10 protein-coding genes are annotated in these 14,844 nt (G+C 74.6%); 1 reads left to right on the top strand and 9 read right to left on the bottom strand.

Annotated elements, in window-relative coordinates:
• Nucleotide 1 precedes the first annotated feature (1 nt).
• The 9 genes from ACG83_RS19410 to ACG83_RS19370 form a co-directional block, all read right to left on the bottom strand.
• The gene (locus tag ACG83_RS19410) at nucleotides 2-1,453 is read right to left on the bottom strand and encodes a hypothetical protein (RefSeq protein ID WP_054567625.1); all 1,452 of its coding nucleotides are present in this window, start codon (nucleotides 1,451-1,453) and stop codon (nucleotides 2-4) included.
• On the bottom strand, nucleotides 1,446-1,877 hold the full coding sequence (locus tag ACG83_RS19405) for an RICIN domain-containing protein (RefSeq protein ID WP_054567624.1): 432 nt from the start codon (nucleotides 1,875-1,877) through the stop codon (nucleotides 1,446-1,448). Before ACG83_RS19405 ends, ACG83_RS19410 begins: the two co-directional genes overlap by 8 nt.
• A 180-nt stretch (nucleotides 1,878-2,057) precedes the next feature.
• On the bottom strand, nucleotides 2,058-2,357 hold the full coding sequence (locus ACG83_RS19400) for a hypothetical protein (protein ID WP_054567623.1): 300 nt from the start codon (nucleotides 2,355-2,357) through the stop codon (nucleotides 2,058-2,060).
• A gap of 420 nt (nucleotides 2,358-2,777) precedes the next feature.
• Nucleotides 2,778-3,737, bottom strand: a complete 960-nt coding sequence (locus ACG83_RS19395; protein ID WP_054567622.1) for a Rieske 2Fe-2S domain-containing protein — start codon at nucleotides 3,735-3,737, stop codon at nucleotides 2,778-2,780.
• A 134-nt stretch (nucleotides 3,738-3,871) separates the two neighbouring features.
• Nucleotides 3,872-4,138, bottom strand: a complete 267-nt coding sequence (locus ACG83_RS45810; protein ID WP_054567621.1) for a hypothetical protein — start codon at nucleotides 4,136-4,138, stop codon at nucleotides 3,872-3,874.
• A 208-nt stretch (nucleotides 4,139-4,346) separates the two neighbouring features.
• Nucleotides 4,347-5,732 carry a glycoside hydrolase family 27 protein gene (locus ACG83_RS19385; protein ID WP_054567620.1) on the bottom strand — a complete coding sequence of 462 codons (1,386 nt, stop codon included), beginning with the start codon at nucleotides 5,730-5,732 and terminating at the stop codon, nucleotides 4,347-4,349.
• A gap of 130 nt (nucleotides 5,733-5,862) precedes the next feature.
• Complete coding sequence (locus ACG83_RS19380) at nucleotides 5,863-7,629, bottom strand: serine/threonine-protein kinase (protein WP_054567619.1); 1,767 nt, start codon at nucleotides 7,627-7,629, stop codon at nucleotides 5,863-5,865.
• A 269-nt stretch (nucleotides 7,630-7,898) separates the two neighbouring features.
• Complete coding sequence (locus tag ACG83_RS19375) at nucleotides 7,899-8,717, bottom strand: adenylate/guanylate cyclase domain-containing protein (protein WP_235498020.1); 819 nt, start codon at nucleotides 8,715-8,717, stop codon at nucleotides 7,899-7,901.
• Nucleotides 8,718-8,833: 116 nt separating this feature from the next.
• The gene (locus tag ACG83_RS19370) at nucleotides 8,834-10,231 is read right to left on the bottom strand and encodes an FAD-binding oxidoreductase (RefSeq protein WP_054567618.1); all 1,398 of its coding nucleotides are present in this window, start codon (nucleotides 10,229-10,231) and stop codon (nucleotides 8,834-8,836) included.
• A 239-nt stretch (nucleotides 10,232-10,470) separates the two neighbouring features.
• Between ACG83_RS19370 and ACG83_RS19365 the strand changes: the two genes are divergently transcribed.
• Nucleotides 10,471-14,388, top strand: coding sequence for a BTAD domain-containing putative transcriptional regulator (locus tag ACG83_RS19365; RefSeq protein WP_054567617.1), 3,918 nt, complete (start codon nucleotides 10,471-10,473; stop codon nucleotides 14,386-14,388).
• The last annotated feature ends 456 nt before the right edge of the window (nucleotides 14,389-14,844 follow it).

Raw genomic sequence — 14,844 nt, 5'->3', positions numbered from 1 at the left:
GTCAGTCCTCCGCTCCCGCCGCGCCGACGCCGGCGTCGACCGTCCCGGGCCGGCCGATGGCCGCGGCGGCGTGGCTGCCCTCGTGTCGGGCCGGCTCCGGTTCGGTCAGTCCGCCGGCACCCGGGGCGGCCGGGCGGATGGTCGCCGCGTCATCGGCCACTGATATGTTGCTTTCTGTCACCGCGTCGCTTTCTGTCACCGCGTCGCTGTCTGGTGCTGTGCCGCTGTCTGACGCTGGGACGTCGGATGGCGCTGGGACGTCGGATAGCGGCGGGTCGCTGTCTGGTGCGGCGGCGGCCGGGACGGGCCGCCAGGCCGCTGCCGGCTCGTCCGGGGCCGCGCGGCGGTGCTTCCGGTCGAGGTCCCTCAACGCACGGGCCACACCGCGCTCCAGCGGGGCGCAGTCCGCGTGCAGACCGAGCTCGGGAGCCGTGATCCGGCCCAGGGCGTCCAGTTCGAGCCGCCAGCGCGGACCGGGATGCCGGCCGACCATGAGTACCCGCAGGTTGGGCAGCAGCTCGACGAGGCGGACGAGACGTGGCAGATCTTCGGCTGCCGGAGCGGGGCAGACCAGCACCGTCAGGTCCGTGGGCCCTGCCTGGTCGTCGCCGTCGCCGTCGCCGACGCCGGTCCGGCCGCGGCTGTCATCCCAGGGCGAGCCGGCCGGACCGGGGCCGCCGAGGACCAGGCCGGCAGCCGCCTGCCAGTCGAGGAGGTCGAGGGCGTCGGAAAGCGGCGGTCCGCCGAAACCCGGCAGGATCGCGTCGACGACGATCAGCCGGGTTCCGGCCGGAGCCACGACGCCGGCGGCGATCTGCGCCGCGATCGTGGCCGCCAGCCGGCGGGACAGGGCCGGCGGGCCCTCGATGGTCCCGACCGAGGGGAGCGCGGCGAGGTCGAGCAGTGCCAGTGCGGCGCGCGACCCGGGCAGCAGGCCGACCGCGACCGGGCAGTGCGTCCGCGCTGGGGCGCGGCCCGGCGCGCCGGCCGCCGGGAGGTCGGCGGTACCGGGGCTGACCGGTGGCGCGGCCAGCTCCGCGCGGGTGAGCACCGGCCCGGCGGCGTCCACCTCGCGCCCGGCGACGTGGGCCTGGATCGTGTCGGCCCGCACGACGGCCTGGAACGGCCAGATGTCCGCCCGCCGTCCCACCGGCGGCGCGGGCTCGCCCCCGTCCGCCGCGGCGAGCGCGGCGACGGTGTGCGGGCCGAGTGCCGGGTCCGTGAGCAGCACGGCGATGTCGCGTACATCCCGATGGAAGCGGTACCAGGCGGTGGCGAGGCGGCCGAGGTCCCGCACACCCCCGGCGAACTGGCGGCGTCGGTGGGAGATCGTCCGACGCCAGCCTCTGGTCCGGGAGAACCAGCGGGTGAACACGATCACCAGCACGAGGCCGACGACGCCGGTCAGGATGTCAAGGATCAGGGTGCGATGCTCCCGCAGCAGGTCAGCCACGTGCCCACCGCTGGTACGAGCCGTTGTTGCAGCCCATCGTGTAGAGATTTCCCTGGCCGTTGCTGTCCAGGCAGAGGCCGGTCGCGACGTCGACCAGGTTCACCGTGCCGTAGCCGGACTCGACCATCCTCCACTGCTGGTACTGGCCGTTGTTGCAGCCCATCGTGTAGGCGTTGCCGCTGGCGTTGCTGTCCAGGCACAGGCCGGTCGCCCGGTTGACGAGCACCAGGGTCCCGTAGCCGTACACCGTCCACTGCTGGTACTGGCCGCCGTTGCAGCCCATCGTGTAGCCGTTCCCGGCGCTGTTGCTGTCGAGGCAGTAGCCGGTCGCGAGGTCGGTGAAGGTCACGACGCCCGAACGCTGTTGCTGGGTGGTCGCGGGTGGCGGGCCACCGGCGCGGCGGCGGGGGGGGCGCGGCGGCAGGGCCGGGGCGGCCGCGACGGTGGCCGCTGGTGCCGGTGCGGCGCGGCGGGGCGGCCGCGCCGCGGGCTGGGCCGGCGTGCCACCTCCGCGGGATGTCGGCCGGGTGGTCGACGGCTTGGGCCGGGTGCGGTGACTGGAGGGGGGGCCGGGGGAGGCGGTTCGGTGGTGGGTTCGGGCCGCTCACCGGCCGCGGTGGGGTCCGTCGCCGTGGGGTCCTGAGCCGGTGCCGCCTCGGTCGGGCTGGCCGCGACGGGCCGCGGCCGACTGGGTCGGGCTCTGCTGCGCGCTCGCCGCGGCTTCGTCGCCGGCTGGTGACCAGGGCCCCGGAGTCTGCCCCGGGCCGACCCCGCTCACCAGCAGCGCGGCCGTTGCGAGGACCGCGGCGGTGCCCAGCACGGTCCAGGAGCGGCCCGAGACGCGGGCGCGGGGGCGGCGGCCGCGCGGCGCACGGCTCCAGGCCGCGAGGAACGATTCTTTCACGGGTCTCACCTCGCCGCTGGGAAACCTTTGCTGGCCGAACGGTCCCCGTACGGAACATTCCTGGAGGGGGAATTGTCCGAGATGGGAAGCTATCGAGATGTCGCGGCGGGGTCGAGTCGGTCATGGAACATTCATCGGGACTTTGCCGTGAGGTCACCGCAGGTCCGGGTGAAAGCCGTCGGCCCGCACGGTCACTCCACGGGGGCCGGCCGGGACCCGTGTGCCCGCGAGCGGCTCAGCCTTTTGCCGGCAGGCTGCGGAAGCCGGTCGAAACCCGTCGGCTGTTCAGCCTTCGGGCGTGATGCGTCCACCGTATTTCGCGGCGGATTGTGCTCGGCGATTCCGGGCCGCGCCGCGCCGCGCCGAACGCGGTTCGCGATGGCTCCGGTTCGCGGCATGGCACGTCGTGCCAGGGCGCCGTCACACGTGCTGTCTCGGTCGATCCGCCGCGGCCACGACGTGGCCCTCGGCCGTGACCCTCGGCCGCGCCTCGTGCGGGCCGGCTGACGGCCCGACGGGGTTGGCACGCAGCGCCCGGACCTCCGGCCGGCGGATCTGCACCCGCCCAGCGATCTCACGGACCTCGTAGAGCGGCTGCGGACGGGTCGCCGGGCCTCGCACGACCGCTCCGGACTCCAGCTCGAAGCGGCTGCCGTGCCAGGGGCAGCGAACGCAGCCGCCGACGCGATCACCCTCGTGCAGGGGGCCGCCCCGGTGGGTGCAGCGGTCGCCGATCGCGACGATCTGGCCGTCGACCCTGGTCAACAATACCGGCACCCCGTCGATCTCGACCTTTCGCGGTTCCAGGGTGACCTCGCCGGCGGCCAGCACATCCGTCCAGTCAGCCGGGCCCCGCTGGAAGGCGGTGGTGTCGACGCCGACCCCCTGCGCGTACGCGAGGTGGCCGCCCAGCCAGCCGCCGATGCCGAGGGCAGCCGCTCCGGTGACGCTGGCGGCCAGCCCGCGGGCGCCGCGGCGGCGCTGGTTCCACGACACGGCGTAGCTCGCGATCCCCACGATGTTGGACGCGGCATGGACGAGGCCGACTCGCCGCTCGGCGCCCCCGGTGTCGAGCCAGTCCGACCACCCGGCGAGCGCGGCCGGGCCGGCTGACAGCAGGCCGAGCGCGAGGAGCCGGCGGGCCGCGGGGCGGAGGGCCGCGCCGCCGGTGGTGTCCAGGAGGGTCGCGCTCAGCAGCGTTCCGGCTGGCACGAGTATCGCCGCCGGGTGCAGCGGATGGCCGAGCGCCCGGCCGCACAGCACATCCCGCAGACGCTCGGATCGCAGCGCTGATGACCAGAAGCCCGAAACACCGTCGGCGATCGTGTCAAGCCGCTCGTCCCGTTCAATGCGGTCGAGCAGCTGTTCGGTCCCGCGCATATCGACCTCTTTTCGCGTGCTCGGACGACCTGACTGGTTCGCGGGGGCAGGGTGCCTTGTCGCTGTCGCTGTCGCTGTCTGTCTGTACTGGACGTCGTGGGGCGACGTCGCCGCTCACGGTCGGTGGCTGCTGCTCACGGTCGGCGGCTCCGGCCTGCTCCGCCTGCGCTGCCGACCTTGTCCTTGCCGTCCTTGCCGTCCTTGCCGTCCTTGCCGTCCTTGCCGTCCTTGCCGTCCGAGGGCCGAGCCAGCGACAGGAGGGCCCCGACAGCACAGACGACGCCGGCGAGAATGACGGCGTCGCTGCCGGCCCGGCTGGTCATGACGCCGGCGCCGATCACGAACAGGGCCACCGCGACCGCCGCGAAGCCCAGGGCGATCAGGATGTTGCGTGGAGCCATGCTGGGCCTCCTGCCGATGTCAGGTGCGCTCGACCGCGGCTTCGGTCATCGTCGTCCGAATAGTCCGTCCTGTGATCTTCCCTCGGCGCGGACGGAGCAGGGTAGGGGACAGGTCTGGGCGTGCCCTGTTGTCAGGGCCCGAACCACAGTCGGGGGCGTGGCGCCGCGCTGAGACGAGGACGCGGGACTTCTGGTCCCGAGGCCATGGTCATCGTGCGGGGTGCAGGCGGAACAGTGCCGACCCGTGCGGGGCGAGAGCGACCGGAAGCGAGCCGTCGGCGGTGTGGCTGACCTTGCCCGTCCAGAGGTCCGTGGCGCGGTAGCCAGCCGCGGAAGCCGGCAGCGCCAGTTCCGCGCCGGTGACCGTGGCTGTCCGGGCACGGTCGCCGCGGTTGACCGCCAGCACGGCGAGATCGCCGCCCGCCAGCGGACGGGACCACAGCAGGACGCCGTCGGCGCGCGCCACCCTGGTCGCGGGGGCACCGAGCGGGTCCTGGTCGACGGCGAGCACGGCGGTGTTCGTGAGGATCGCGCGGGTGCTCTCGGTCATCGTCGTCAGGTCGTTGCCGGCGATCAGCGGCGAGGCCAGCATCGCCCACAGACCCAGCTCGCTGCGTGCCTCGGTGTCGTCGAGCGCGGGCGCGTCGGTTCCGGTGGCAAGCTCGGCCAGCTGCTCCACGAAGGGATTGGCGGTGGCCGGGGTCAGGCCGATCGTCAGCATGTCGAGGTCGTTCCAGTGCCCGGGGCCGCCGCTGGCCGTCCAGCGGGCGGTGGCGTCGAGGTTGTCGGTCAGGCAGACGTCCGGGTAGCCGTCGAGGGGCTGGGTGGACGTCCAGCATGGTGCCTGGTCGTTGGTGACCCGCCACAGGTGGGCGACCGACGGTGCCCACTCCCACGGTGTCACCGCCTGCGGATCGCCGTCGGCGGACGGGTTGATGCTGAACACGATCGGCCGGCCGGTGGCGTCGAGGGCGTTGCGCATGCGGGCGAAACCGGCCCGCAGCCAGCGGCGGGCGTCGGTGCCGGCAGGGCGCAGCGACGGGTAGGTGCAGGCGTCGTACTTGAGATAGTCCACGCCCCAGGCGGCGAAGGTGGCCGCGTCGGCGGACTCGTGCCCGAAGCTGCCGGGCAGGCCCTGGCAGGTGGCGGTGCCGGGGGAGGAGTAGAGGCCCAGCAGCAGACCCCGGGCGTGGACGTGGTCGGCGAGGGCGGCGATGCCGGTGGGGAAGCGCTGCGGGTCGGCGGCGAGCCTGCCGCCCGCCGTGCGGGCCGGCGCCTGCCAGCCGTCGTCGATGATCACGTACCGGTAGCCGGCGGCCCGCATCCCCGAGTTGACCAGGGCGTCGGCCGCGGCCCGGATGTCCTGCTCGGTGGCTGCCGCGCCCAGCGCGTTCCAGCTGTTCCAGCCCATCGGCGGGGTGCGCGCCAGCCCCGCGGAGACCTGCCGGTTGACCGGGCCTTCAATGATCACCTGCGTACCGCCGCCGGTGTCGCCACCGATCAGGACGATCAGCGACAGCAGGGCGATGACCAGAGCGAACACCGGCGCGACCGGGCGGTGCGCCGTGCGGCCGGCGGGCGGGACGGCGTGCATCGGCGCTCCCGGCGGTAGGCGACGACGAGGACTCTAGTGCTGTCGCGACCCGCGCCGTCGTGGCCGGCCGCAGGCGTCCACCATCGTGGAACAGGGCCCGGCCGGGGCTCGGACCGTCGTGCCGGCCGCCTCAGACGGCGGTGATGCGCCAGCCTTCCGGCGTACTGACGAGGTTGACCTCCCGGGTGGCCGAGGTCGCCCCCGGCCTGCGGTCGATGACCGAGCCGTCAGCGGCCACGATCGTGAACGGCGCCATGCTCGCGGTGAACCGCAGGACCACGACCGACGCGTTGTGGCTCACCACCTCGACCGACTGGACGGTCTGCTGCCCGCCCTTGCCGCGCGCGCCGTTCGCGCTCATGAGCTGGATCGCCTCCTCGTCCGTCGCCCGCGCGCCGCTGCCCTCGGCGTAGACCTGGGAGAGCAGGCGGACGTCGGCGGACTCGAACGCGGCTACCCGGGCCTGGTCGAGCCGCTGGAGAACACTGATCCAGTCCTGCTCGCTGTACTGCGGACTGGCCGACGTGGCGGGCGTGGAGGGCGTCTGCGCCGAGGTCTGAACGGCGGGACCGGGTTTCGCGCCGGGGGCGTCGGAGTCCGTCAGGTAGCCCCCGGCGAGCAGGACCACGCCGGTCACCCCGAGCACGGCTGCCGTCGCCACCGCGGCCCCGACCGCGCGCCGCCTGGTCTCCCGCCGGGAACGGCGCCGTCGGGAACTGCGCCGGCCCGCCGCCGGGAGGTCGTTCGCCGCGGCCTCCTCGTCGGTGGCGGGCTGCGGCGCGGCGGCTGGCGCTGTGCCGTTCTGCTGTTCGGGCGCCGGGGGTGCTTGTGCCGGGCGTGCTGCGTGCGCCGGAGGTGTCGCGGATGACGGGGGTGTCGCGGATGACGGGGGTGTCGCGGATGACGGGGGTGTCGCGGGCGGCCCGAAACCGGTCGCGGTCGCCGATGGTGGCACGGACATCCGGCGGCGCAGCTCCGCGTCCTGCTCCGGCTCAGGTGCCCAGGCCGGGGCTGGGGTCACCTCCCGCGGAGGCGCCTCCCCGGAGGGCCTGGTCGCGGCCAGCGCGGCCGAAGGACGGGTCGACCCGGTCAGCTCGCCGAGTAGCTCGGCGGCGCTCGGGCGGTCCGCGGGGCGCTTGCTCATCGCCGCCCGGACCAGGGGGAGCAGGCGGGAGTCGAGACCGTCGAGATCCGGCTCCTCGTGGACCACGCGGTACATGACGATGGGTGCGGCTCCGGTCCCGAACGGTGACCGCCCGGTGCCGGCGAACGCGAGGACCCCGCCCCAGGCGAACACGTCGGCGGACGCACCCGTCGGCTCCCGGGCGGCCTGCTCGGGAGCCATGAAGGCGGGGGTGCCGATGGTGTCCGAGGCGTTGGTCAGCAGTGACTGCGACTCGATCGACATCGCCACGCCGAAGTCGATGACCCGCGGGCCGGTCTTCGACAGCAGCACGTTGGCCGGCTTGATGTCGCGGTGCACCAGCCCGGCGCTGTGGATGGAGGCGAGTGCCGCGGCGATGGACACCGCGAGCTGGTGCAGGTCGGTGGTCGACAGCGGCCCGTGCGTGGTGACGGCCTCGGCGAGGGTCGGCCCCTCGAGGAACTCGGTGACGATGTAGGGCCGGCCGTCGAAGACGCCGAAGTCGAGGACCTCGGCGGTGCAGAACGGCGCGACGCTGTACGCGATCCGGGCCTCCCGCTGGAAGCGGGCAAGATACTGCTCCTCGCGGGCCAGATGATCGTGGATGACCTTGACCGCGACGCGGCGGCCGGCCGGTGAGCGCCCCAGATAGACCCGGCCCATCCCGCCGCTGCCGAGAACGCTCTCGAGGGTGTGCGGACCGATGAGGCGGGGATCCGTCGGACGCAGCGGCGTCACGCCGCCGATCGCCATGCGCGCACCCGAAGCCCTTCTCGCTGCGATGCCCAAACGCCTCTTCCGGGCGTTCCGTATCCGGGCGGTTCATGCCTTCTCGGATGATTCTGCCGTCGCCGAGTTCCAGGCGCCAAGCCGGGTCGGCACCGGTGCTTCGGTGCCCGCGGGCTTTCCCCGAAAGGAATAGGGAAATCCCGCGAGGTGCCCCCGCCGGTGTTTTCGGTGCCGGCATATCCGAACGCTTCCCCACGCAGGTCAGGCCGCTACGCGAGCCGGCGGCGGTGGGCTCAGGCAGCGGCCGCGTGGTCCGGGCCGGCGTCGGGCCACCCGCGAGAGTCGGCCACGGGTACCGGGTGCCGCCGGGTGATCACGTTGTCGACGAGCCGGTAGGCCTGGACGAGGCCGACCCGGCCCTTGACCGTCGTCGGTGCCAGCCCGAGGACCTCGGCACCGGCCAGCCCGGCGGCGGTCGCGGCGGACACGACCGTCATGCCCGGTTCACGGGCCATGCTCTGCAGCCGTGCGGCGAGGTTCACGGTGTCGCCGACCAGGGTGTAGCCGAGCCGCTCGTCCCCGCCGAGCACGGCCGCGGCCACCTCACCGGTGCAGACACCGATGCCGAGACCGAACGGCTCGAGACCGCGGGCGGCCCACTCGCCGTCCAGGCGCCGTTGCCGTCGGTGCATCGCCAGGGCGGCTCGGCAGGCGCGCCGCCGATGGTCCGCGCGCCGGGCCGGCACCCCGAACGCCGGCATTCCGAACGCGGCCACCACCGCGTCACCGGCGTACTGCACGACGATCCCCCCGGTCTGGCGGATCGCCGCGACCATCTCCCGGCGGTGGGCGTCCAGCTGACCGGCGAGGACCACCGGATCGGAGCGCTGCGCGATGCCGCTGTAGCCACGGACGTCCGACATCAGCACGGTGACCACGAGGCGCTCGGCCTGCGGCGACGGCCAGCGGGTGGTCGCGGTCCGGTTGTTGGTTGCGATCCGGCCGGTGGTCGCGGACCGGCTGGTGGCGGAAAGGGGAGCGGGGGAAGGAACGGTGGCGGTGTGGGCGGTGGTGATCGGCCTCGCGGCCGGGAGGGCCTGGATCGTGTCCATGGGTTCGGCATCCTTCGCAGGGCTCGGACTGCTGCGGGGCTGGGGACTGCTGCGGGGCTGTGGGCGGGTGTGGTCAGCGGGCTCAGGCGGTCAGCGGGCTCAGGCGGTCAGCGGGCTCAGGCGGTCAGCGGGACCGGGTGGCCCGCGACGAACATTCCGCCCGGGTCGACGGCGGCACGGATCGCCCGCAGGCGCGCCCAGGCGAGCGGGTCGTAGCCGGCGGCGACGTCGGTGCGGTTCGCGGTGAGGTTCAGGCACTGCTGGCGGGCGCTGAACGGCGCCATGGCGTCGACGACCCGGCGCGCGTCCAGCCGTGCCCGGGCGAGCAGCTCGGAGGTGGGGACGACGCCGCTGGCGTACAGCACGAACGCGCCGTCCAGCGAGGCGAGCGCGCCCCCGCCGGCGGCCGGTCGGGACAGCGCCCCGCCGAGCTGGCGCAGCTCGGCGGCGACCTGCAGCGAGGTGCCGGAGTCCGGGCCGGCGACGTCCAGCAGCGTGCCGACCGCGCCCGCCGGCAGCTCGTGCAGCGTGCGGCTGGCGGAGACCAGCGGGGTCGGGCCCTCCGGGTCCAGGTGCAGCCGCAGCAGCGCGGACGCGGGCAGCCGGGTGAAGGTGTCGAGTTCCGGGGCCAGCTCGCGCAGCGGTGCGAGGATCCGCTCGGCCTCAAGATTGTCGGCGAGCACCGCACCGTCGATCATGACGAGTGCTCGGCCGCGGACCGGCTCGGGCATCTCGGGAAGCGGCGGTACCTGGAGGAGGCGCAGCGACGTGCTGACGGCGTCGGGCGCCGGCCCCGCCCAGTCGAGCCAGCGGGTCAGCACCCGCTCGCTGTGCCGCCAGTCCCAGGCCAGCAGGCCCGCGTAGGCGGTGCTGATCGGGTGGAGGGCGAACTCCAGCGCGGTGACGACACCGAAGCTGCCCCCGCCGCCGCGCAGGGCCCAGAACAGGTCGGGTTCGTGGTCGGCGTCGACGCGCACCAGCGTGCCGTCGGCGGTGACGAGCTCCGCCGCGGTCACGCTGTTCGCCGCCAGGCCCAGCGCCCGGCCGTACCAGCTCAGGCCGCCGCCGAGTGAGTAGCCCACCACCCCCACGTCGGGGGACGAGCCGTGCAGCGCGGCGAGGCCCTGCCCGCCGGCCGGGGGCACCACGTCGAGCCACCGCGTTCCGGCGCCCACCCGGGCCTGTCGCGCCCGGGCGTCGAGGGCGACGCCGGTGAGCCGGGACGTCCGCAGCAGCACCACGTCGTCGAGTGGGCCGAGTGCCCCGGCGCCGTGCCCGGTCGCCTGCGCGGCGACCCGCAGGCGGCTGGCCGCGGCCAGCCGGACCACCGCGGCCACCTCGGTGGCGTCGGCGGGATGCGCGATCGCCGCCGGGCGCTGCTCCACGGCCAGGTTCCAGGGCTTGCGGGCGAGGTCGAAGCCGGGGTCGCCGGCGACGAGCAGACCACGCGGATACGTCGCGTGCGTCGCGCCGCCGGACGAGGCGGATCCGGTCGTGGTCGGGTGTGTGTTCACAGCGCTTCTCCCAGGCCTGTCGTGCGATGGGACGACAGTGCCGGCAGCCGCTTGCGAGCTACTTGCGGCTGACCGGTTGCGGGCGACTTGAAGACTGACGCTCCTGGAGCACCGCTTGTTGAGCGTGGGTTCCGGCCCACGTCACGGGGCGGCGGACGTCGGACCGGGGCACGCCTGATCCGCGTCATATGCGACGATGCGACAGCAGAGCCGGGCATCCGGGCAGTGGGGGGAGAGCTGTGCGGGGTGGTCCAGGCCGTGTCGGACCGGACGCTGGTGACCGCGGCGGCGGCGACGCCCTCCCCGCCGCCACCGAGGGGCATGGCGAGGTGGCCGAGGCGGCGGCGATCACCGTCCTGGGGGACCTCACGGCGTCCCGTGGCGGGGTCGAGCTGGATCTCGGTGGTCGCCGTCAGCGGGCGGTGCTGGGCCTGCTCGTGGTGGCCCGCGGCGACGCCATCGCCGCCGACCGGCTGATCCATCTGCTGTGGGCCGACCACCCGCCGTCGGGGCCGAGCGGGGCGCTGCAGTCGTATGTGTCCCACCTGCGCCGCGCCCTGGAACCCGAGCGGACCGCCCGGTCCCGGGCCTCGATCATCATCAGGTCGGGATCCGGGTACGCGCTGCGGGTCGCCCCCGACGCGGTCGATGCCTGGCGATTCGAGGAACTGGTGCGCCGGGCCGCCGCCGAGGTGGACCCGGACGCGCGGGTGGCGGTGCTCACCGCGGCGCTGGGCCTGTGGCGCGGGCCGGCCTTCGGCGAGTATCAGGACGAGCCATGGGCGCAGCCCGAGGCGGCCAGACTCGCCGAGCTGCGTGAGGTCGCCCGCGAACAGCTGATCGAGGCCCGGCTCGGCCGCGGTGAGACGGCTGTCGTCGTGCCCGAGATCGAGGCGCTGGTCGCCGAGCAGCCGCTGCGGGAGGAGCGCTGGCGGCTGTTCGTCCTGGCCCTCTACCGATCGCGGCGCCAGGGTGACGCGCTGTCGGCGCTGCGCCGGGCCCGGGAGGTCCTTGCGGCCGAGCTCGGGATCGACCCGGGGCCGGCACTGCGCGCCCTCGAGGCCGAGGTGCTGCGTCAGTCACCGGCTCTGGAGGCACCGGCGCCGGCCCCGTCGTCGCCTGTCCCGCCTCCCTCGACCCCAGCCCCAGCCCCAAGCACAGCCCCAACCCTCATCCCATCTCCAGCCATTGCCACAGTTCCAGCCATTGCCACAGCTCCAGGCCCGAGCACAGCCGCGGGCCCAGGCCTGGCCACAGGCCCGGCGCCGGGGCCGGGGTGGGCACCGCTACCGGCCCGGCCGGGCGGATGGTCCGCGCCGGTGCCGGCGGGTGACGACCTGGTCGATCGTGACCGGGAGGTCGCCGAGCTCGCCGCCTGCGTCGCCGACGCGGCCGAGGCGCAGGCCAGGCTGGTGGTGATCGAGGGCCCGGCCGGGATCGGCAAGAGCCGCCTGCTCGTCGAGGCCCGGCGGCCCGCCGTCGCCGGCGGGTTCCGGGTCCTCACGGCCCGGGGGAGCCAGCTGGAGCGGGAGTTCGCCTTCGGTGCGGTCCGCCAGCTGTTCGAGGCGGAGGTCGCCGCGGCGACACCCGACCATGAGCTGCTGACCGGCCCGGCGGCGCAGGCCGCCACGGTCTTCGACCTCGGCCAGACCGGTGACATGCCGAATCTGTGGGGCGGGCGGGTCGGGCCCGACCCGCGGGACGGGCGCGACGGGGGACGCCCGGGTGACGCGCCGGCCGTCCCGCGCGGCGACGGCTCGCTCGCCGTGCTGCACGGGCTGTACTGGCTGACGATGCGGCTCGCCGCCCAGGCGCCGATCATGCTCGCCGTGGACGACCTGCAGTGGTGCGACAGCGCGTCGCTGCGGTTCCTGGCGTACCTCGTCCGCCGCACCGAGGGCATGCCAGTGCTGATCGTCGCCACGGTGCGGACCGGTGAGCGCGGCGAGGACGAGGCCCTGCTGGCCGAGGTGACGCACGACCCCGCCACGGTGTGGATCCGTCCCGCACCGCTGGGTAGGCACGCGGTCGCCGACCTGGTCCGGGCCCGCCTCGGCACCGACGCCCAGGACGGTTTCGTGGCCGCCTGCCACGACGCCACCGCCGGAAACCCGCTCTACCTGCGGCAGCTGCTGCGTGCGCTGCTGGTCGAGGGGGTCCGCCCGGACAGCGCGCACGCCGGCACCGTCACGACGATCGGTTCGCGGGCGGTCTCCAGCCTGGTGCTGATGCGGCTGGCGAGGATGCCGCGGGAGAGCATCACGGTCGCCCGCTGGATCGCGGTGCTGGGCGGCGGCGCGGTGCTGCCGACCGTCGCCGCCCTGGCCGGCCTGTCGGACGCGGCCACGGCGGCCGCCGTCGGCGCGCTGGCCCGGGCCGAGGTGCTGCGCGACGACTACCCGCTTGGTTTCGTGCATCCACTGGTGGCCGACGCGGTCTACCGGGACCTGCCGCCCGGGGAGCGCCAGCTTCACCACGACAGCGCGGCCCGGGTGCTGTACCAGTCCGGGGCCGCCCCGGAGCAGATCGCCGCGCACCTGCTGCAGGTTCCGCACCGCGGTGACCCCTGGGTGGTCGACGTGCTGCGCCGAGCGGCGGCTCGGGCCAGCGAGCGCGGTGCGCCCGACGCCGCCGCGTCCTATCTCGCCCGCGCCCTGCGCGAGCAGCCCGAACCGCGGCTGCGTGCGCAGGTGCTGCCCGAGCTGGCACATGCGGCCGTCCTGGGCGACGGGGTCGCCGCCGTCACCCACCTGGCGCAGGCGTACGCGGAGCTGGAGGCCGGGCCGCTGCGGGCGGAGATGGCACAGATGCTGACCCGGGCGCTGACGTTCGCGGGCACCCCCGGTGAGGCGACCCGGTTCGGCTACGAGGTGGCGGACGAGCTGCCGGCCGAGCTGGACGACGAGCGGCAGGGGCTGCTCGGCCTGGCCAGGATCGGCGGCTACATGCACGACGTCGAAGCGGCCGTCTGGCGTCGGCAGCCCGAACCGGCCGTGAGCGGTGGTGGCCCCGGCGCGCGGATGCTGGCGTCCGCGCTGTCCTGGGAGCTGGCGATCGACGGGACGGACCGGGCCCGCGCGATCGAGCTGGCCCGGTTCGCGGTGGACGGCGGGGTGCTGACCCGCGCCGATGTCGGCCTGCTGTGCGTGGTGGCCGGTGTGACGCTGCACCTGGCCGACGAGGACACCGACGCGGTGTGGGCGGAGAGCCTGGCATACGCGCACCAGCACGGCTCGGTGTTCGGCGCGCTGGGCGCGAACCTGTGGCGCGCGTACTGCACCTGGGGGCTCGGCGACCTGCGGGAGGCCTACCAGCTGTTCCGGATCGCGAGTGACCAGTCGGCGTCCTGGGGGCTCGCCTTCGGCGCGGGGTACGCGAACGGTTACGCGGTCGGGGTGCTGATCGACATGGGTGACCTGGCCGGGGCCCGGTCGCTCGCCGACCAGGTGCGGGACACCCCACGGCCGGCCGATGCCGACCGTGTCTTCGCGGAGATGCACGCCGGTCTCCACATCGCCCATGGGCGTTTCGAGGAGGCACTGATCGCCCTGGACGACAGCCGGGCGCTGATGGTGAGCGCGCGCAACCCGGGCTGGCGGCCGTGGCGCTCGCTGCGCGCGCGGGCGCTGTCCGGTCTCGGCCGGCATGCCGCGGCCGTCGAGCTGCTCGGGGAGGAGCTGGCGGCGGCCCGGGCCTGGGGTGCGCCGAGCGCGGTCGGACGCACCCTGCGCCTGCTCGGCGAGCTTCGGTTCGTCGCGGGCGACGTCGACGGTGGGGTGGATGACCTGCGGGAGGCCGCGGCACTGCTGGCTCCCACCCGGTCCAGGCTGGAGTACGCACGTGCCCTGTACGCGCTGGCGGGGGTGAGCAAGGCGGCCGAGACGACGGTGCTGCTGGGACAGGCGGCCGACCTGGCCTGGCGGTGCGGTGCCACGGGCATGTACGAGCGGATCCGGGACCGGCTCGCCGTGGCCGGTGCCCCGCTCGCGCGCCGCCCGGCGGTCGAGCTGACCCGGACGGAACGGGACATCGTCACCCGGCAGGCGGCCGGTGCCGACGAGCGTGAGATCGCCGAGGCGCTGTTCGTCACGCCCCAGACGATCCACCGCATCCTGGCTTCCGCGCGGGAGCGGCGGGCGGCGCACATCGGGGGCTGACGGGCCGCGGGCGCGGGCGCCCGGCGGCGCGCGAACCGACCGATGTTGACGTCGAGTTTGACAATGTGCGCCGCGGCCGGTCTTATGGACGCATGCGGCGGCGGAGCTGGGACCTGGGCTCCGTGGCTGGTTGCTTCGACCCTTGTGACCAACCGATCGGCCGGTCGGCTGCTCGGCCGGCCAGCCCTGGGTCGGGTGCTGTGCGTGGTCGGCCGGCTTATTCCTCCGGTCGCGGAACCATCGCGTCGAAAAAGGTGTCGAGGTTGCACTCGAACAGCGGCGAATCTCCGTTGGTGAGGCGCTGTCAAGTGATCCTCGGTACGTCGGGGAGAACCGGCGGTGCGGGTTTGGAGAACATGTTGACGATGACTGCTCTTAGTACGGACCAGGTGGCCGGCCCGCGGGCCGGTACACGGGCCGGTACACGGGGCCGCCGCCGGCTGGCGCAATGTGTTC

This window comes from Frankia sp. R43, from assembly GCF_001306465.1.
Classification (GTDB): domain Bacteria; phylum Actinomycetota; class Actinomycetes; order Frankiales; family Frankiaceae; genus Parafrankia; species Parafrankia irregularis.
The sequence above is the reverse complement of the archived record's forward strand: the minus strand, read 5'-3'. Positions and strand labels throughout refer to the sequence as shown.